Origin of the sequence: Paenibacillus sp. M2, assembly GCF_046713495.1 — a bacterium.
GTDB lineage: Bacteria > Bacillota > Bacilli > Paenibacillales > Paenibacillaceae > Paenibacillus > Paenibacillus amylolyticus_B.
In genome coordinates this window covers 1,664,645-1,682,090 of the sequence record NZ_CP169648.1, presented here as the reverse complement: position 1 = coordinate 1,682,090, position 17,446 = coordinate 1,664,645, and the positions used below count along the sequence as shown (strand labels likewise).

Sequence of the window (17,446 nt, the reverse complement as noted above, 5' to 3'; positions counted from 1 at the left end):
TTCTTGCATCGTGCTCGAACTCTTACTCCCCATGTCTTGGTGTTCCTATACAAGATTTGAACTCAACATTTACACGTTAACGGAGAGTGCAGAACCGATCTGAAGAAACGAAGTGTTCGCCTTTATCACCGGATTTTCCCTTTCGAAAAGGGAATCAAAAAAATCTGGGGATAACAGCGATCGGAAGATGGTACTGCAATCGTAGTGACCTCGTGTAAAATTGGACTCATTTATCTTACATGAACAATAAAAAATCCCTAATCCTTACATACAGGATCAGGGATGACGTCTCGCATATGGCAATCTGTACATGTTCAACCAAGGGTTGTCCATGCGCATAGAATAGCCCGAAACGCTGTCCTTTCCTCGAAGGAACACCGGTTTGTACGTCCAGGGCAGGTAACCTGACTTACAGGAATCATCCTGTTTTACAGTGGCGGGACCGTGCCGGATTTGCACCGGCTTCCCCATTTCACCCTTGTGTGTTTCACGACTCGTACTAATAATCTGCCATGAACACAGCCTTCACACGCGGGACCCTTGGTCGCTGATATGGTAAATCATTGCCGTGTAATTTCTGCATGTTGCATACTCGTTCAGGCTTCACTGCCTGCAGCGTATCTGTATCCATGCTGAAGTCACACTTCTGTTGTGATTATAGGGTATATTGTACATCCTTACAACCCGATCGGCGGAAAAGTCACTATGCTGCCAAACCACTCATTCCCCTGTTGATCAAGCTGAACCTGAATCGCCTGTCCTGGGACAACATGTGTATCCCAGAATCCAAGCCCGGCAATCAGACGGGACAAGGCATACCGGATGACACCACCATGCGTAACCACAACTATGGTTGACTCGCTCCCCTCATCAACGTGCATCGAAGGACGACCCTCCAACAACATCTCTTGGAGAAAGGAATCCAACCGTCCGGTAAACTCCTGCCACGATTCCCCTCCAGGCGGAGTGACCTCCTGTGGCGCATCAATCCAGCTTCGGTACACAGGGTTATCCTTGAGCTGATCATACGTCAGCCCTTCCCACTCTCCAAAATCATTCTCGCGCAGACGTGAGTCGAACTTCACCTGTCCGATGGCATCAGGAAGAATCTGTTCCAGCGTCTGCCGACAGCGAAGCAGATCACTGCAATATACCTCGTGCCACGAAACACATCTCAATTGTTCATGAAGCGGAGCCAGTTCTTCTTTGGCATTTGGCAGCAGACCGATGTCGGTATGCCCCAGGTATCTTTTTTCCAGATTCCACAGCGTTGTCCCATGACGGACCCACAGGATGTTTCGTTTCAGCGGCCCGGGTTGATCCCTATGTACTTCATTGCCTGCATTCTCTTCATTTACGGCCATAACAGCGTCCCTCCTGCCAGCCACACTCCCAGCGTTATGAACACGCATAGTACCACAAAAGCCCCTGCCGACCAGAACATCAGACGTGACGTTTGCACAATATCCTCGGCTTCCATCGGCCTTATTGCCTCGCCCATGTAGGCACGAAATGAAGCAACTCCGTGATACACGTTATGTCCGCCAAGCCGGATGCCCAGTGCTCCAGCTACCGCTGATTCGGGAAAACCGCTATTCGGACTTGGATGTAGTCTTGCATCCCGTGCGACCATGCGTGCTGCTCCTTTGGCGTCCAGCTTCATGACCCAGGCACCCACAATTAACAGCATCGCGGTCAGTCGCGCAGGTATCCAGTTCGCCACATCATCCAGACGGGCCGATGCCCAGCCAAGATGCAGATACTTGTCATTTTTATATCCGACCATGGAATCCAATGTGTTGACGGCGCGATAAGCCATGGCTAACGGAGCACCTCCAATGAGCGCATAGAATAACGGGGATACAATGGCATCCACGATATTTTCGGCAACCGTCTCAACCGTTCCCCGCACAACCTCCGGTTCATCCAGATGCGCTGTATCACGTCCAACAATCATGCCCAGTGAACGTCTGGCAGCCGGCCAATCCTGCTGCTTTAGATGACGATACACTTCCATACCTGCATCCTTCAGCCCTTTTGAAGCAATGGTCGTGGCGATGAGCACCACTTCAGCTGCCGCCGCAATGACAGGATGAATCAACCCAAGCACATATACGAGTCCCCAAGTGATGGCAAAGGAACCTCCCGCAATCACAATTGGGAACAACACCCCTGCTCTCTTCAGCCCCGAATCTGTGTTCACAAGCGAGCGAATGACACGCTCCAACGCCGAGATTCCTTTTCCCATGCCAATCACCGGATGGGGAATCCAGCGCGGATCTCCGATACATCGGTCCAACAGGTAAGACAGTATAATAATCCAGGCTCCCGCCATGCCTGTCCAGAGTGGCCAAGTCCATAGATGCTCTACCTCAAAAGTCATTTTTGCCTGATCCTCTCTTTCCATAACAGTCCGACCTGAAGGCTCTCCGTCACCGTGTCGTATACCAATCTGCCAATCGCCGCCCCTGCCGTAGTCGCCGTCCCGGCATACGTGATCTTTGGTTGTGGTTCATCCACTGCCTGACGTACCGCAAACACAATGGCATCGGTTGTGGTGCCCGTGGCGGGCAACCCGTTCTCCGAATCCAGAACACCTGCATCTGCCAGCGCTGCCGCTTTGGCTTCCACCGCCGTCTGTACCGCATTCACCATCGCCCCGGTGGTCATGCGTCCATTCAACCAGAGCATGATGTTAATTGTACCCGGGACATAGGGCTGCATGGTTAGATTCCGTGCTGAAGGAGAAGAGTGGTCCCTGCCGGAAGCCATCGTCTTATTTCCCGCCGCATCAAATACCGTTCTCTCCGACCCCGCGCGTGCTGCATTTGATACACCCGCAGTGGTACAGCACAGAAGACCAAATTCATCACTTGTATATTCCTGAACGGAGGTATGCTCCAGCCTTACGGCTGTCAGTAATCCGGCACATTGATCCCGTGGCTCTTGCCATTCGTTCAGTGCCTGTTCGATATCACGAGGCGGATCTTCACAGCGGTAATGCCTATCCACATAGATATTAAATATGCGATCCAGTTCTAACATCCCACCGCCATATACCGCACTCGACAACGCTTGGGCAGCCCTTGGGCTCTGTGCTTTGATATGTCGTTCATGTGCAGATATGTTCAGTCCCGGCCAGGAAGAGGACACATATTCATTTTCGTCTGTTTTTCCATTAGCAAAATAATTATAAAACGGGAGTGTCACTGCCGCTTCCCTCCCTGTTCCTGTTCCGAATCTTTCGTCTGCTCCTGCTGACTTGATTCATGAATGGAGGTCTGATCAGCATTCGGATATCCCTTACTTTCCAGCACGCTGCCCAGCACTTCGAGTAATGTAGCATTGGCATCTGCATCCTTGACCGCGAAACGAACATGCCCTTTGTCAAGCCCCGGATACATGGCACAGCTGCGAATCAGAATGCCCCTTTGGCCCAGCGCCTCCTGCATGGATGCTGCTGTCCAAGGCGCTGGAACACGTGCCAGAATAAAGTTCGCTTCTCCCGGTGTCACCGCACATCCATACGCCTGCAGTCCAGCGATGAGATGTTCCCGTCCCCGCGTGATCTGTGATAGGGTCTCCTGTTCGTACCGTTCTCCACTGCGCAGACAGGCTTCACCTGCCATAAGCGCCAGACCGTTGACACTCCAGGTCACCTGTTTCTTTGTCATCGCCTGAATATATTCGGCACGGCCCAAAGCATATCCGAGACGCAAGCCCGGAATGGCATAAAACTTCGTCATCGAACGAATGATGATTACATTCGGATAGTCGCTCAGATGTGCTGCCAGGGACTGACGCCGGTTTACCGGAATAAAATCCATAAAGGCCTCGTCAATGACAAGTACGGTTCCCGTTTCTTCCGCTTTGCGGGCAAGCCTTTGCAATACCTCAAGCGGATATTGTACACCGTTTGGATTGTTGGGCTGACCGAGGAAGAGCAGGTCTACCTTGTCCATGAGTTGCTCGATGTCCTTGGGTTCTGCTCGCCACGCCAGCTCTTCTTTGCCCTCTGTATGCACAACCTCGGCACCAAATTGTCGGGCCAATGCGCGGTACTCCGAGAATCCCGGTTCCACCGTACCAACCTTGCGCGGGGCGAGCCCCAGTAGAATAAGCGCCATACTTTCGGCTGCACCGTTGCCCACGGAAATCTGCTCCTGCATCACACCAAGACGCTCGCTCAGCAGTGCTTTGAATCCCCGGTGCGCCGGATCGGGATACCGAATCACCGACTGCCATCCTTGCTGTATAGCCTCCAGCACCCCTCTGGGCGGACCGAGCGGATTAATGTTGGCACTGAAATCCAGAAAATCAGCGGCTTCCCTCCCAAATCGTGACGCAGCTGTCTCCACGTCCCCGCCATGTCCGAACACTTCGATATAACCGGTCATTCTTCCGTCATCCTTTCTGTCTGTCCTTTTTATTATGGATGGCACGGGAGGTGTGGGTCAATCCTGTTTTCTTTGTGTCCCAACCATAATTGGTTTACAATAGAAGAGGAATTTCGGTTCCTTTTAATATACAAGCTTCACTACATAAGGGACTAGCAATCCCTCACATACATTAATGGAGGAATGACCATGCTGTTTGTAGACAACCAGGGCATTACAGATCCTTCTGTAAACCTTGCCATTGAGGAGTACATTCTGAAGCATCTGCCGATGGAGGATGACAGCTATCTGCTGTTCTACATCAACCGTCCGTCGATCATCATCGGAAAGCACCAAAATACAATTGAAGAAATTAATATCGAGTACGTTCAGGATAACGGTGTGCAGGTGGTTCGTCGTCTTTCGGGCGGCGGAGCGGTATATCACGATCTGGGCAACCTGAATTTCAGTTTTATTACAGCGGATGACGGTCAATCCTTCCACAATTTCCGCAAGTTTACCCAGCCTGTCGTTGAAGCTTTGCACGAGCTTGGTGTAAATGCCGAGTTGACCGGGCGTAATGATCTGCAAGTGGGCGAAAAGAAAATTTCGGGCAACGCTCAGTTTTCCACACGTGGGCGCATGTTCAGTCATGGCACCTTGATGTTTGATCTGAATCTGGAGCATGTTCAGGCTTCCCTGAACGTCAATCCCGAGAAATTCAAATCCAAGAGCACCAAGTCCGTGCGCAGCCGGGTCGCCAACATACGGGATCTGATTGACACCAACCTGACGGTTGAGCAGTTTCGCGATGAGTTGTTACGTCACATTTTCCGAATGGAGCCACAGGACGTCCCACAGTACACGCTCACTGATAAGGACTGGGACAAAATCAAGGAAATCTCTGCTGAGCGTTATAACAACTGGGACTGGAACTATGGCTTGTCTCCGGAAAGCAATGTGAAGCACACTCGCAAATTCCCTGTCGGTATCATCGATCTGCGCATGAACATTAAGGATGGACATATCGAAGATATCAAAATCTTTGGCGACTTCTTCGGTGTAGGTGATGTGGCGGATATCGAAAATATGCTGCGCGGCAAGCGTTATGAGGAATCCGATGTGCGTACTGCACTTGAGGGCCTGGATGTAAAACATTACTTCGGCAACCTTGAGCTGGAAGACTTTATTGGCCTTGTTTTCCTGGAAGAGTAGGTATATAAGTTCAACCCAAGGATGTTTACACCTGCCACTCCGATGACAGAATAACCTTCCGATCGCTGTTATCCCCAGATTTTTTTGATTCCCTTATTCGAAAGGGAAAATCCGGTGATAGCGTATGCTTCCGATGTAGCTTTCTTGCAGAAAGCTTGTAGGCGAACGCTCTGCTTCTTCAGGTTTTTTCTGTCCTCTCCGTTCTCGTGTAAAACGTTCATATTGAACTGATATAAATAAAGTCGGGTATAGATACAGATAAAAAGGAGAGAAACTTACATGACCTACAAATTGATTGCAATTGACATTGATGACACCCTGATCAACGACAACAAGGAAGTTACCCCTGCTACACAGACAGCACTGGAACAAGCGGTTGCCCATGGTGTAACTGTAACACTCGCGACTGGACGTGCTTATGCTTCCGCACAAGCGCTTGCTCGTCAAACCGGACTTAACGTGCCGATCATTACGTATCAAGGCGCATTGGTGAAAAACCTGCTGGACGAAAAAGTCCTCTATGAGCGTTACGTTCCACAGGAAGCTTCCCGCAAATTGTATGATTACTGCCTGGAGAACAATCTCCACCTTCAAACATACATTGACGACAAGCTGTATGCCCGTGAGGAAAACGACAAGCTGCGTGATTATGCCAAACTAAACGGCACCCAATATTATATCGAATCTGATTTCATCAAAGTCATCGAACAGAAGACACCGAAGCTGCTTATTATCGATGAGCCTGACTACTTGGATAAGGTTGCTGTTGAACTGCGTGAATTGCTCGGACCACAAGTGCATATCACCAAATCCAAACCTTACTTCCTCGAGATTATGCACAATGAAGGAACTAAAGGCCACGCCCTTACGTTCCTGGCAGACCACTTCGGTCACCAGCTCAGCGAGTGTATTGCCATCGGCGACTCATGGAACGACCATGAAATGCTCGAAGTTGCTGGTCTTGGTGTAGCGATGGGGAATGCCATCCCTGCGTTGAAAGAGCTGGCAGACTACATTACGGCGAGCAATAACGAAGATGGCGTAAAAGAGGTTATTGAGAAGTTTGTATTGAACGCAGAGTAAATAAGATCAACGAACAGCCCAGTCCGGCGAATTTCGCCGTGCAGGGCTGTTTTTTTGATTTTAAAAATATGATCATTATCCTGTTTAAACGATTATATTAGGTATATTTCTCTGTTATTTTTTATGTTTTGAGAGCAACAATGCGGTAATCAAAGATAATTGTAGTGAAATCGTAATCGCCATAGCTAAGAGGACACGATCTGTATCTGGAACATCGTCAAAAAACAAAACAATAAAAAATACAATGAATGAGACTACAATGCTAGCTATGAAATTTGCAATAATTCCTTTCATGCTTTGCCTCCTCCCCGAACCTTCAGTCACCACTATTCAGTGTCTTACTTGCTCAAGGCAGCATGCTGAAAAGACTCCAGCAGTTTCTTGATTTGCCCATCAAATTCCAGTTGAAATGACGGAATGATCTCATCTATTTTTTGCTGGAACAACTCCGGATCCTGGACACCAAGCTCTGCTCTTAACTCCATTTCTTCTTCGGAACCATTGTCGTTCAGGATCATGTTCAGGATTTCACCTTTAAAGTATTCACTCGGAGGAAGGATTAGAGCATTCATCAGGAACTGGGTAAAAAAGAGATGTCTATTATTTTCCTGACTCGCCTTTTTCATCGCCTGCTTAGTAAACAAGTTTATATACTTCTGAGCAAACGCAACCCCTTTCATTCGGGAAGGTCCAACATGTTCGACCCCTTTCCAACGCAGATCGGCCACAGAACTAAGCCACCAGGCCGGTTCAATGGCCTGCTGCATACGAAGCAACACTTGGCGCTCAAACTGCGGCTCAGGATGCATTCGCTGCTCATCCAAACATTTCGCTAGGGTCTCGGCTTCAATTGCAGCGACCGTCATGCCTTGGCCATGGATCGGATCGAAGCTGCAAAATGCATCGCCAAGGACGAGTAATCCGGAGGGCCAATTCTCCATCAGTTCAAAATGTTGACGGACAGACTCGGAAATACGGTATCCACGCGGCCCTTGAAAAGGCTCCAGCTGTTCTTCCAACGCTACGATTTCATCCGAAGCAAACAGATGTTTGATTTGCTCTTGGAACTCATCCGGATGAGTTGAAGGATATTCATCTCCTCCTGCGTTGAACAATAATAGTCCAGCGATATCATTTTCAATGCGCCACAACATGCCTGCACGAATTCCTTGCACAGGATGGGACTCTGTTATCACCGTACCCCAGTCGTTTTGAATAGAGGATGGTATCTTATAATAGCGCGTGCTGTAACCAAGCGACACCTTCAGCACTTCCGGCTCAGGCACGGAAAACGCTATCTGTTCAAGCCATTTGATCAATTTGGAAGAACGTCCCGAGGCATCAATAACCATATCTGCTGCAAGCATTTCTTCCCGGTTATCCCTGCCTCTTATTTTGGTATACACGCCTGTAATCGAACGCTCATCTTCTGATGTCATTAACCCGGTAACTTCCGTATTCGTTAAGAAGTTTATATGTTCTATGTTCTGGACTCGCTGACGCATTACCCATTCCAGCAGGGCTCTGCTACTCGATGCAATTTTGAATGAGGAAGCGGCATTCGCCTTATTAACTAATGTACCGTAGCGATTGGCAATCATAAACTTCTCTTCATGTGAAGGAATGGCACCAAGCGCGACCAATTCGTCATTGTATCCGGGAAAGTAATTTTCCAGAATGAGTCCGCCGCGCGGTAATACACGATGTGGATGAAAGGACTGAGGAACACCCTGCCGATTCGCCGGCTCAGAAGGCAATTCATCTCGCTCAATGATACATACCTCATCATAATAATCAGATAACATCCTTGCAGTGATTAATCCTGCAATACCTGCCCCAATTACCACAGCTTTTTTCATGTCGGACATCGCCACTTCACCTCTCTAATCCATCATATTTCATCTACACTTGTAGCCCTATCAAAAAATTACTTATAATACCAATATACACTTGAAATCTCGTATCATGTAAGAATCAAAGTGTTGATACTATATAGCTAAACTACAATAAGGAACTGATGTAGATGAAAATGATTGATAAAAAGTTGGATTTGAGAGTTACCCGAACTCATAAATTGTTAACGATGGCGCTACTCGATCTGTTATGTGAGAAAGGCCAGCTATTCAGCAACATCACAATTAATGAAATATGTGACAAAGCTATGGTTCACCGAACAACGTTTTACAAACATTTTAAGGATAAATTTGTTCTACTGTCCTCCACCCTAACTTGGGTCCTCCGGGATTATTTACACATTAATGTAGAAGAGCGGCTGCATCAGCCTTTGCAAAGCGTATCTAAAATTCTGTTTGGAAATGTACTGGAGACCATTGTGCAGAACCAACAGAAAGACGAGGGGTTTAACAACTTTTTCATACATTATATCGGAGAGATATTCAGACGAGATTTTCTGGAACTGAAGAGAAGAGGTAAACAATTTTCACTTCCCATAGAATTGGTAGCCGAGTTTCACTCGGGGGTGATTCGTTTACTTGTGACCTGGTGGATACAACATTTCGAAGAGAATGTTACGGCAGAACAGATGGATGAATATTATTACCTACTGGTTAACGAGAATATCATGTTGGAATAACAAACAGCTCAACCTAAAATCAATGGCTGATTTTGAGATTGAGCTGCATACCTTCAAACTTTACCTATTTTAAAACAGACTCGGAAGCCTGCACTGTCATCCTCGCACGACTTCTTTTCTTCAACCAGCCGCTCACCTTCTCATTCATCGCTAGCAGACCTGAAACGACAAGCACTACACCAATCCATGTAACCCAGCTGACATGCTCACCGTAGACAACAGCACCAAGCCCTACGGCAATGGGTGGTGAAATGTATAACCATGTTGCTGGAAACAACGGGTTCGTACGCGACATAATCCAATAGAACAGACTATGCCCCACCATGGAGCCGATGACAGTCAGATAGATCACCGACGAGACAGCAGGCACCCAATCCAGAGCAGACATATTCCACGATTCCGTTCCGACCGAGAGCAGGGATAACAGCAGTCCCCCATACATCATCTGTACTGCGTTAATCGCAATGGGGTTCGCTTCTTTGAACTGATTTATAACCTTCTTGGAATATATCGCACCTGCAGAATAACATACTTCGCCCACCAGAACGGCAATACACCCCCATAGCCATAGTGGACTTCCACCAATGGATACACCCGGCAGAACCACAAGCACAACTCCGGCAAAACCGATTAGACATCCGGTAATCATGCGCGCAGATGTCTTCTGTCGCAACAAAGCTGTCTGCATCAGCATAATCATGAGTGGACCTGTGGCTGACAAAATTGCGCCAACGCCCGAACTCACATATTGTTCAGCCCAATATAAGGTCGCGAATGTACCAAACGTCAGTCCTGCACCTGTGATGAGCATTTCTTTACGCCACAGCAGGGAAATATTGACTTTGCCCTTCATCCTCATCCATGCAAACATCAGCGCTCCCGCGATTACAAATCGCAATCCGGCTGACAGAAAAGGCGGCATGCCTGCCTCTACTCCAATTTTAATAGCCAGAAATGTTGTACCGAAAACAAGACACATAACCGTAAATGCAATCCCCACCATGATAACCACTCCTTTATCTGTTCTCCATCATATCTCATGGTCTACAGAACAGAATGAACAAAACAGAACAGTTTTCTCCCATTAGCTGTTACAATAGAGTTCAAAAGGAGTGTGAGCCGGGTGGGCAGAACCATGATGATGACAGATAACAGCCTGAAATTATATGAGCAAGTAATCCATTATCTCGTTGTGCGTATAGAAGCGGGAGAGTGGGCAGAACATGAAAAACTGCCATCTGTACGAAGCCTGTCCGAGCTACTCGGCGTACATCGGCTGACCGTTTTCAAAGCCTATCAGGAGTTAAAAGAACGTGGGAATGTTTATGTGAAGGATAAGTCTGGCTATTATGTCAGCCCAGCGACTCCATTCTCAGTAACGGATCAGGCGGATGATCCCGCTGTGTCTGCCTGGCTGCATTGGGATTCACTTGCACGGGTACAGTCCCTTGAAGCAGAATACCAATTTTCCAAATCGTTAATCGATCCCTCTTTGCTGCCCAACCGGTATTGGGGTGAACTAATGCGTGATCTGCTAGATCAATATCCCCGTTTGCTCGGAACGTATTCCACAATTCAGGGTGATCTGGAATTGCGAAGTGCGCTGGCAAGCCATCTGACAAAAAAAGAACGTTTCTATCTCTCTGCAGACGAAGTGCTCATTACTTCGGGGGCCCAGCAAGCGATTGACGTCATCTCGCGGACGCTGGTCAAACCCGGAGATCGGGTGTTGATGGAACGGCCTACGTATGGACCAGCAATGGAGATTTTCCGCAAACAAGGTGCTCGTCTGATCTTTACGGATATTCACTCGGACGGGTATGATCTGGAGCAGATCAAACATCTGATGAAGAGTGAGAAGCCGCGCCTCTTTTATATGACACCGACCTTTCAGAATCCAACCGGCATTAATGTTCCAGTAGAACAGCGCAAGCAATTACCCGAACTTGCAGAACAGTATGGTTGTTTTCTGCTGGAAGACGACAGCACCTATGATATCTATTTTAAGGATAAACCTCCTGCACCGATTTTCACCTATGACACCACCGGACACACGCTGTACATTCGCAGTTACAGCAAGTACGTTGCACCCGGGCTACGGATTGCAGCCATCATATGCCGTCAGCGTTTCATGCCAGGACTACAGGCTGTAAAATCACTTACAGATAATGGAACACCCCTTCTGAACCAGAAGCTTTTTCTCCGTTATTTTCAGTCAGAACGTATGCATCAGCATCTGTCCAAGCTGCGGACCGCCATCCAGCTACGGATGGAAGTGATGGAACAATCTCTGCTGGAAACGGACTGGACGTGGACCCGGCCGGAGGGCGGACTCAACTTTTGGGTAGAGCTTCCTGAGGGTATGGATACAGGGAGACTACTTCACCGATGCATGGAACAATCCGTTGCCTTTGTACCCGGAACCGTATTTGATTCTTCGGATCATTCAGCCAGTCGCAAGCTGCGCCTGTCCTTCTCTTATGCACATGAGCAGCAGATTCGGGAAGGCATGAGCAGGCTTATTACGCTTGCAAAAGAAATCTAAGGTTTGGATTTCCTGGAACTGTCATCACTCCGAAGAATATCAAATGCAATTGCCCTCTCACTCTGCTACATCAAAAAAAGTCGCCTTATGGCGACTTTACTTTTGGTGTTCTATATTCTCTACCTGCACCCGCTTTGTGCTTAAAGGTCTTTTCTTACAAACAAGCGGATCGTAATAAGATAAGACACTACAAACAAACCTATAATGCCTACAGAAACCAATGCCATTGTCATTGTGGTAATCATACCGTTCTCGTTGGCCATACTCATGAGGTACGCAACGGGTTGCGCCAGTATAATCATGCAGACCATGAATATCGCATTGATGATACCAGCACCTTTTTTGCTAAGTCCATAGAAAAGAGGCATGTATATGGAAACTAATACAAGCACCATACCTACGGCAATGACAATATCCCTAAGTGAATAATTCGGCTTGTTCAGTTCAGGATAATTCAGGTTCACAAGCTGGTGAATTCCAAACGACGCGAGTACCCCGAATAACGTATAGATTATAGCAGAAAGGTACTTGGCTTTTACAATCTGTTTGCGGCTAACGGGGAGTGTGACCAGGAAATTGTGATTATGGTTCTTGATATCAATCATGGTTGCCAGCATGACCGAACCAAAGGCTGTGTAGATGCCTACAAAATACATTGACATTTCACTCTGGGGTATAAAGGCGAAACTAAATACCACCAGGTATAACCCAATCGTCCACAGTGAACTTTTTAGTACAATGAAATCTTTACGAAGCAAGTTAAGCATATTTGCGTCCTCCCTTCGCCGTAAAATAAATGAGGTCTTCCAACGTAGGTCTTTGTAAAAGAGCAAGGCTGGCAAATAACCGTTCTGCCTCTGCCTTATGATCCGACAATGCTTCAAAACCAACGGCTGTCTCGCGTATTCCGATGAAATGTTTCCGAATGTCGGAATCAAGCAGATCCATATCCCCTTTTACAATCGTATACCTTTCCAGCACATCATCTTTGGCTTCATTGAACACCAGTTTTCCTTGATGAATAAACGTAATGTAGTCTGCAATACGTTCCAGATCGGTCGTAATATGCGTTGAGAAAATAATGGACCTTGTTTCGTCCTGTATCATATCTGCAAGCAGATCGAGCAGTTCCCGCCTAAATACAGGATCAAGCCCGGATGTTGGTTCATCCATAATCAGCAAATCTGCTTCATGCGACAAAGCTACGGCGAGAGAATACTTGATCTTCATGCCTTTGGACAGATCCTGAATTTTCTTTTTGGGAGACAGTTCGAACTGATCCAAGTAGTCATTGAACGCTTTATTATCCCATTTGGTGTAAAAAGGAGCGATCATTTGTGTCATTTCCCGGATCGTTAGATGCTCATAGTAAAAACATTCATCGGACACAATGCCAAGGCGTTGCTTGATATCAATTTCCTGATTGGGCATCTCACTGCCCAGTGTCTTGAGGCTTCCCTTATCGGGCTGGATCAGACCCGTGATCATTTTGATCAAAGTACTCTTTCCCGCCCCATTCGGACCAATAAGTCCCGTTATATATCCTTTTTTCACATCAAGAGATACATTATCCACTTTAAATAAGGGATACGTTTTGGTTACATTACGTAATTCGATAGCGTTCATTATGCTTATTCCTCCTCAACCAACAATGTAAGATGATGGATTACATCCTGTGAACTCATGCCCAGTTCTCTGCTCTCACGAATCACTTCGAGCATCTTCTCTTCCAATTGTTTCATCCGCCGCTCTCGAATAAAGTCCTGATTGGCTCCGGATACAAAGCTCCCTTTGCCTACAACTGAATCGATCAGCTTCTCCTTCTCCAGCTCTTCATAGACACGTTTAGTTGTAATAACACTGACTTGCAGATCCTTGGCGAGTTGCCGAATGGAGGGAAGACTATCTCCAGCAACCAATTCTCCGCTCAAGATGCTCTGTCTGATCTGATTTAAAATCTGCATGTAGATCGGATCGCTCGAAGCGTTCGATATTAAAATGTTAATCTTTCCTCACCTCAATGATGTTACGTAGTTTTCAGTAGGTATAGTGTATATATATAATATATACACTATACCTACTGATGGTCAATCTTTATTTCAGATTGTTCTTATTCTGATCCGATCCATAGACACGGACTGGCTAATCTGTACGACAAAAAGAGGACGTCAGTTTCCTGTTCGTCCTCTTGATTAATCAAGCCCGAAAGGTCACATGACCTTCCGAGCTACTGTTATGAGCTGGATATGACCTTATCCACCAATCCATATTCGACTGCTTCAGCAGCGGTCAGGAAATAATCTCGATCTGAGTCCTTCTCAATCCGCTCAATCGACTGTCCTGTATGATCGGCTAACAGCTTGTTAAGGCGCTGACGATGCTGAATGATGCGGTTAGCATGAATCAGCATATCCGACGCCTGCCCTCGCGTACCGCCATGTGGCTGATGGATCATGATCTCACTGTTTGGCAATGCCATACGTTTGCCTTTTGTTCCACCTACCAGCAATATCGTGCCAAAGCTTGCCGCCATCCCTGTACAGATCGTGGAGATATCCGGCTTCACGAATTGCATCGTGTCATAGATCGAAAATCCTGCGGTCACCGACCCACCAGGGCTGTTGATGTACATCTGGATGTCCTTCTCCGGGTCCTCTGCAGTCAAAAACAACAACTGGGCCACGATGGCATTTGCCATCTGATCCTCAATCTCTCCGGACACCATAATGATCCTGTCTTTGAGCAAACGGGAATAAATATCATAACTCCGCTCTCCGCGAGCAGTTTGTTCCACTACATAGGGCACTACATTCATATGTGTCGCCTCCTCGGTTTAGGCAACCATGTTGATCGTGTACCCGCCTCCATATGACATCGAGTTCATGCCAGAAGTAGAGTACCCGTACATCATTGGCTGCATGGATGGAGACGGCAAAGTCTGCTGCAAAATCGTCCCCGCCACAGCCATCGGACGATTCAGGCACAGATCAATGATTCGGGCTGTATCCCCATTACGAAATGCCAGCAGATAGCTACGCAGTTCCTCCCGATTGTCCTCCACTGCGCCCTCCTCATACTGCAATTCTGTGTCCGATTGTTCCAACCTGTGCCTCACTTCAGCTATAGCAGAACGTGCACGACTTAACGCTGCTTTCACAGCACCTTCTGTCGTATCCAGCATTTCCGCAGTCTCTGCCGCCTTATAACCCATTAATTCACGTAATACATATATCACTCGCTGCCACGGTGATAGCGTATTTACAAGAAGTTGTACGGCAGACTCCAATTCCTCGAATCGCCTTTCCTCCTCCATTTCGTGTAGGAGCGGCTTTAAGCTATCCAGTTTATATGACAATCTCTCCCGCTGACGTAAGATATCAATCCAGCTGTTGCGTGCAATACGAATCAGATAAGCTTCCCAGTTTATATCTTTATTCATCCCGGAAGTTCCAACTACACTCGACGACAACACTTTGAGACAGGTCTCCTGAACCAGATCCTCCGTGTCTGGAACTGATTTCGTCAGAGATAAACAATACGCATACAACGAACCCATCAGATCGGGTAGTACGGTATGGATGCTTTGGTTCAATTGATTTTTTCTGTCGTTGCCATTGAATTCAATATCGAATTTATCTTGTTTTCCATCATCATGTGGTCTGTTGATTCTGCAATCCACGGACTTCACAAAGGCCATCTTGGGGGCCCCCCTTTGCTGGTTCCTGATTGATTTTGACTTACACTATGTAAACGAAGAACCCCTTGTAAAGGATACGCTCTTCTGAATTTATTTTTATTACGCTAGTTAAGTTGGGTTACGCATTCGTTTCCAGCTTTAATGTTCCAAGCGGCACCTTCATCCCGGTAAGGGCAATCGTAATACGTTGATCCAGATTATAATTCTGCCGTACATCGACGTCATGAGACATATGTGTAAAATAAGTATGACCTGGCTTCAGTTCCAGCAGCAGCTCCTGCGCCTCACGCATATCGTACACGGAACGTGTTGAGAATTCCGCAAGTTCATGCACAAAGCTTGTTCCAAGCACCAGCAGATCCAGTCCCAGCAACGGCTCTTTTTCGGATGGCTTCAGGTCAATGGCGTCTGAACAATACGCCCAGCTATACCCAACCCGATCCAGCCGATACGCGTACGAATACCCGTTATGCCCATGACATACTTTCCAGGAATGCACCTTCCATCCCCCGAGTTCAATATCATCATCAGTTTCCAGAAAGTCCATATGACGCCCCAACCAGGGAAACTGTCCCTGAATGGTAGCAATCACTTCGCGTGGTGCATACAAACGCCCCTTTACACCCAACCAGCGGCATGCATCCGCCCATTCCGGCAATCCTCCAATATGATCAAAATGAGCATGAGTGACGAGCAGCGTATGCACCATACGTAATCCCTGATCCTCCATCTGTGATCTCCAGTCTGGTCCGCAGTCAATCATGAACTGTTCACTCGCACCATCGCCACCACCGTCAATCAGGACAGAAGAGCGTTTCCGTTTATTCTCTCCCGTAAGCCTTGCCTCTGTACATATTTCGCAATCACAATACACACGTGGAACGCCCATCGCATCGCCAGTGCCCAGAAATGTTAGCTGATTCAATCCGCATTCCCCCTGAATTAATGATATGTAGATTGTAATCGTCCACCTCTGTTTTTGCAAAAAAAAGACCATCCCGCTGCAGTTCTCCACTGCAATTCGGGACAGTCTGTGGTCTGACCGTTCACCGTCAGACCTTCATCTCCATGCTTCGCTCCATTCGGGAGCGTACGCTCATCTTAATTTGGTGCGCCCATTTATAAGCCGGCCGCCCGCACCAAGAGCAGGCTTTACCTTTTTCACAGACCATGGCCAATTAGTTCGTCTCACATTCACTCCGCGCTGGAACTATACCAGTGCCCGCAGCTTCAATGTCAGTTCCTGACCTTCAGGTACATCCTTCGAATCCGTAATGACCCAGTTCGATGCAAGCCGCTTCGCCAGTACCTCTGCCTGCTCCGGTTTCAACTGTAATCCGGTGACGATTCCTTCACCCACTGTGAAGTCTCTCTCTGGCTGTACCTTAAAGGCCTTTTCCAACCAGATTCCGAGTCCACCACGCGTGTTAAAGGTAATCCGGTACCCATCTTTTACTGCTGCCTCCAGATTTTCACCATGCTCATCCGCATACGAGAAAAATTCGTTATATCGGTATTCCTCTTCAGACACGGCGTCAAAAGCGGAAACATCTTTGGCTTGAATGGCTTTTAATATTTCTTCCTCAGGCATTCCCTTACCGCGGGCCTGCTCCAGTCGAATTGCTGTACTTTGGGATAATTTGATCTCTGTGTTCATACTATCACGCCTTTCTGCAACATCCATTCGAATTCTATTCGTATAAGCTCATTATATCCTGTCCTGATACCTGAATACAAAGTATCCCGACGACACTTGCAACCATTCCGATTTTTCCTCTCGGATGCGAGCAGAAGCATCGATGTCTCCGCTACAGATTGGTGGCATCGTGTCGTATACGCCAAGATCAGGTACAGGAATCGCCCCCAGCAAATCTGCATATACGGACGCACCGGATCACAATACAATTCCTCCGTTGGTGCGACCTTAACCAGCTAAC

Annotated in this window: 19 protein-coding genes and 1 riboswitch; of the genes, 5 read left to right on the top strand and 14 right to left on the bottom strand. The window is 47.4% G+C overall.

Annotated elements, in window-relative coordinates; translation table 11 throughout:
- Window positions 1–376: 376 nt before the first annotated feature.
- Window positions 377–495: riboswitch (cobalamin riboswitch) on the bottom strand.
- A 182-nt stretch (window positions 496–677) separates the two neighbouring features.
- From ACETMN_RS07585 to cobD, 4 genes are read right to left on the bottom strand one after another with little or no spacing between them, the layout of a single operon-like run.
- Complete coding sequence (locus ACETMN_RS07585) at window positions 678–1,364, bottom strand: histidine phosphatase family protein (RefSeq protein WP_411735950.1); 687 nt, start codon at window positions 1,362–1,364, stop codon at window positions 678–680.
- Window positions 1,355–2,335, bottom strand: a complete 981-nt coding sequence (cbiB, locus tag ACETMN_RS07580; protein WP_341074206.1) for an adenosylcobinamide-phosphate synthase CbiB — start codon at window positions 2,333–2,335, stop codon at window positions 1,355–1,357. The genes ACETMN_RS07585 and cbiB overlap by 10 nt, the downstream gene beginning before the upstream one ends.
- Window positions 2,336–2,379: 44 nt before the next feature.
- Window positions 2,380–3,210, bottom strand: coding sequence for an adenosylcobinamide amidohydrolase (locus ACETMN_RS07575; protein ID WP_341072692.1), 831 nt, complete (start codon window positions 3,208–3,210; stop codon window positions 2,380–2,382).
- Window positions 3,207–4,397 carry a threonine-phosphate decarboxylase CobD gene (gene cobD / locus ACETMN_RS07570; RefSeq protein WP_411735949.1) on the bottom strand — a complete coding sequence of 397 codons (1,191 nt, stop codon included), beginning with the start codon at window positions 4,395–4,397 and terminating at the stop codon, window positions 3,207–3,209. Before cobD ends, ACETMN_RS07575 begins: the two co-directional genes overlap by 4 nt.
- A gap of 189 nt (window positions 4,398–4,586) precedes the next feature.
- Here cobD and ACETMN_RS07565 point away from each other — a divergent pair, with 189 nt between their 5' ends.
- The gene (locus ACETMN_RS07565) at window positions 4,587–5,591 is read left to right on the top strand and encodes a lipoate--protein ligase (protein WP_411735948.1); all 1,005 of its coding nucleotides are present in this window, start codon (window positions 4,587–4,589) and stop codon (window positions 5,589–5,591) included.
- Between the two features lie 279 nt (window positions 5,592–5,870).
- Entirely contained in the window at window positions 5,871–6,674 is an 804-nt protein-coding gene (locus ACETMN_RS07560; RefSeq protein ID WP_192134328.1) for a Cof-type HAD-IIB family hydrolase, read from the top strand.
- A 114-nt stretch (window positions 6,675–6,788) separates the two neighbouring features.
- Here the strand turns inward: ACETMN_RS07560 and ACETMN_RS07555 are convergent, their stop codons facing one another.
- Together ACETMN_RS07555 and ACETMN_RS07550 are read right to left on the bottom strand one after the other, a co-directional pair.
- Window positions 6,789–6,968 (bottom strand): hypothetical protein, encoded by a 180-nt coding sequence (locus tag ACETMN_RS07555; protein WP_411735947.1) that lies wholly within the window; start codon window positions 6,966–6,968, stop codon window positions 6,789–6,791.
- A 44-nt stretch (window positions 6,969–7,012) separates the two neighbouring features.
- A complete protein-coding gene (locus ACETMN_RS07550) occupies window positions 7,013–8,542 on the bottom strand; it encodes an FAD-dependent oxidoreductase (RefSeq protein WP_411735946.1) in 1,530 nt (509 codons plus the stop codon).
- A 155-nt stretch (window positions 8,543–8,697) separates the two neighbouring features.
- Here ACETMN_RS07550 and ACETMN_RS07545 point away from each other — a divergent pair, with 155 nt between their 5' ends.
- Entirely contained in the window at window positions 8,698–9,267 is a 570-nt protein-coding gene (locus ACETMN_RS07545; RefSeq protein ID WP_149846401.1) for a TetR/AcrR family transcriptional regulator, read from the top strand.
- 64 nt (window positions 9,268–9,331) lie between these two features.
- Here the strand turns inward: ACETMN_RS07545 and ACETMN_RS07540 are convergent, their stop codons facing one another.
- On the bottom strand, window positions 9,332–10,270 hold the full coding sequence (locus tag ACETMN_RS07540; RefSeq protein WP_149846400.1) for a DMT family transporter: 939 nt from the start codon (window positions 10,268–10,270) through the stop codon (window positions 9,332–9,334).
- 120 nt (window positions 10,271–10,390) lie between these two features.
- On the opposite strand from ACETMN_RS07540, the gene ACETMN_RS07535 reads away from it, so the two are divergent.
- Complete coding sequence (locus tag ACETMN_RS07535) at window positions 10,391–11,812, top strand: PLP-dependent aminotransferase family protein (protein ID WP_223199878.1); 1,422 nt, start codon at window positions 10,391–10,393, stop codon at window positions 11,810–11,812.
- 140 nt (window positions 11,813–11,952) lie between these two features.
- Here ACETMN_RS07535 and ACETMN_RS07530 read toward each other — a convergent pair whose 3' ends face one another.
- The 7 genes from ACETMN_RS07530 to ACETMN_RS07500 form a co-directional block, all read right to left on the bottom strand.
- Window positions 11,953–12,579, bottom strand: a complete 627-nt coding sequence (locus tag ACETMN_RS07530; protein WP_149846399.1) for an ABC-2 transporter permease — start codon at window positions 12,577–12,579, stop codon at window positions 11,953–11,955.
- Window positions 12,572–13,438 carry an ABC transporter ATP-binding protein gene (locus ACETMN_RS07525; RefSeq protein WP_091015254.1) on the bottom strand — a complete coding sequence of 289 codons (867 nt, stop codon included), beginning with the start codon at window positions 13,436–13,438 and terminating at the stop codon, window positions 12,572–12,574. The genes ACETMN_RS07530 and ACETMN_RS07525 overlap by 8 nt, the downstream gene beginning before the upstream one ends.
- Before the next feature lie 5 nt (window positions 13,439–13,443).
- Window positions 13,444–13,818: a GntR family transcriptional regulator gene (locus ACETMN_RS07520; protein ID WP_091015256.1), complete on the bottom strand. Its 375-nt coding sequence runs from the start codon at window positions 13,816–13,818 to the stop codon at window positions 13,444–13,446.
- Between the two features lie 227 nt (window positions 13,819–14,045).
- Window positions 14,046–14,627, bottom strand: coding sequence for an ATP-dependent Clp endopeptidase proteolytic subunit ClpP (clpP, locus tag ACETMN_RS07515; RefSeq protein ID WP_017689971.1), 582 nt, complete (start codon window positions 14,625–14,627; stop codon window positions 14,046–14,048).
- Window positions 14,628–14,645: 18 nt separating this feature from the next.
- The gene (locus ACETMN_RS07510; protein WP_149846398.1) at window positions 14,646–15,509 is read right to left on the bottom strand and encodes an RNA polymerase sigma factor; all 864 of its coding nucleotides are present in this window, start codon (window positions 15,507–15,509) and stop codon (window positions 14,646–14,648) included.
- Window positions 15,510–15,627: 118 nt separating this feature from the next.
- Window positions 15,628–16,434, bottom strand: a complete 807-nt coding sequence (locus ACETMN_RS07505) for an MBL fold metallo-hydrolase (RefSeq protein WP_149846397.1) — start codon at window positions 16,432–16,434, stop codon at window positions 15,628–15,630.
- A 285-nt stretch (window positions 16,435–16,719) separates the two neighbouring features.
- Entirely contained in the window at window positions 16,720–17,166 is a 447-nt protein-coding gene (locus ACETMN_RS07500) for a hypothetical protein (protein ID WP_149846898.1), read from the bottom strand.
- A 124-nt stretch (window positions 17,167–17,290) separates the two neighbouring features.
- On the opposite strand from ACETMN_RS07500, the gene ACETMN_RS07495 reads away from it, so the two are divergent.
- The gene (locus tag ACETMN_RS07495; protein WP_223199877.1) at window positions 17,291–17,437 is read left to right on the top strand and encodes a hypothetical protein; all 147 of its coding nucleotides are present in this window, start codon (window positions 17,291–17,293) and stop codon (window positions 17,435–17,437) included.
- Window positions 17,438–17,446 lie beyond the last annotated feature (9 nt).

Bases quoted from the DNA above. Each gene is read 5' to 3' on its own strand.
- ACETMN_RS07560 (WP_192134328.1), top strand. From the start codon at position 5,871: ATGACCTACAAATTGATTGCAATTGACATTGATGACACCCTGATCAAC.
- ACETMN_RS07530 (WP_149846399.1), bottom strand. From the start codon at position 12,579: ATGCTTAACTTGCTTCGTAAAGATTTCATTGTACTAAAAAGTTCACTG.
- ACETMN_RS07495 (WP_223199877.1), top strand. From the start codon at position 17,291: ATGCGAGCAGAAGCATCGATGTCTCCGCTACAGATTGGTGGCATCGTG.
- ACETMN_RS07565 (WP_411735948.1), top strand. From the start codon at position 4,587: ATGCTGTTTGTAGACAACCAGGGCATTACAGATCCTTCTGTAAACCTT.
- ACETMN_RS07555 (WP_411735947.1), bottom strand. From the start codon at position 6,968: ATGAAAGGAATTATTGCAAATTTCATAGCTAGCATTGTAGTCTCATTC.
- ACETMN_RS07510 (WP_149846398.1), bottom strand. From the start codon at position 15,509: ATGGCCTTTGTGAAGTCCGTGGATTGCAGAATCAACAGACCACATGAT.
- ACETMN_RS07500 (WP_149846898.1), bottom strand. From the start codon at position 17,166: ATGAACACAGAGATCAAATTATCCCAAAGTACAGCAATTCGACTGGAG.
- ACETMN_RS07540 (WP_149846400.1), bottom strand. From the start codon at position 10,270: ATGGTGGGGATTGCATTTACGGTTATGTGTCTTGTTTTCGGTACAACA.
- ACETMN_RS07585 (WP_411735950.1), bottom strand. From the start codon at position 1,364: ATGGCCGTAAATGAAGAGAATGCAGGCAATGAAGTACATAGGGATCAA.
- cobD (WP_411735949.1), bottom strand. From the start codon at position 4,397: ATGACCGGTTATATCGAAGTGTTCGGACATGGCGGGGACGTGGAGACA.
- ACETMN_RS07550 (WP_411735946.1), bottom strand. From the start codon at position 8,542: ATGTCCGACATGAAAAAAGCTGTGGTAATTGGGGCAGGTATTGCAGGA.
- ACETMN_RS07525 (WP_091015254.1), bottom strand. From the start codon at position 13,438: ATGAACGCTATCGAATTACGTAATGTAACCAAAACGTATCCCTTATTT.
- cbiB (WP_341074206.1), bottom strand. From the start codon at position 2,335: ATGGCGGGAGCCTGGATTATTATACTGTCTTACCTGTTGGACCGATGT.
- clpP (WP_017689971.1), bottom strand. From the start codon at position 14,627: ATGAATGTAGTGCCCTATGTAGTGGAACAAACTGCTCGCGGAGAGCGG.
- ACETMN_RS07545 (WP_149846401.1), top strand. From the start codon at position 8,698: ATGAAAATGATTGATAAAAAGTTGGATTTGAGAGTTACCCGAACTCAT.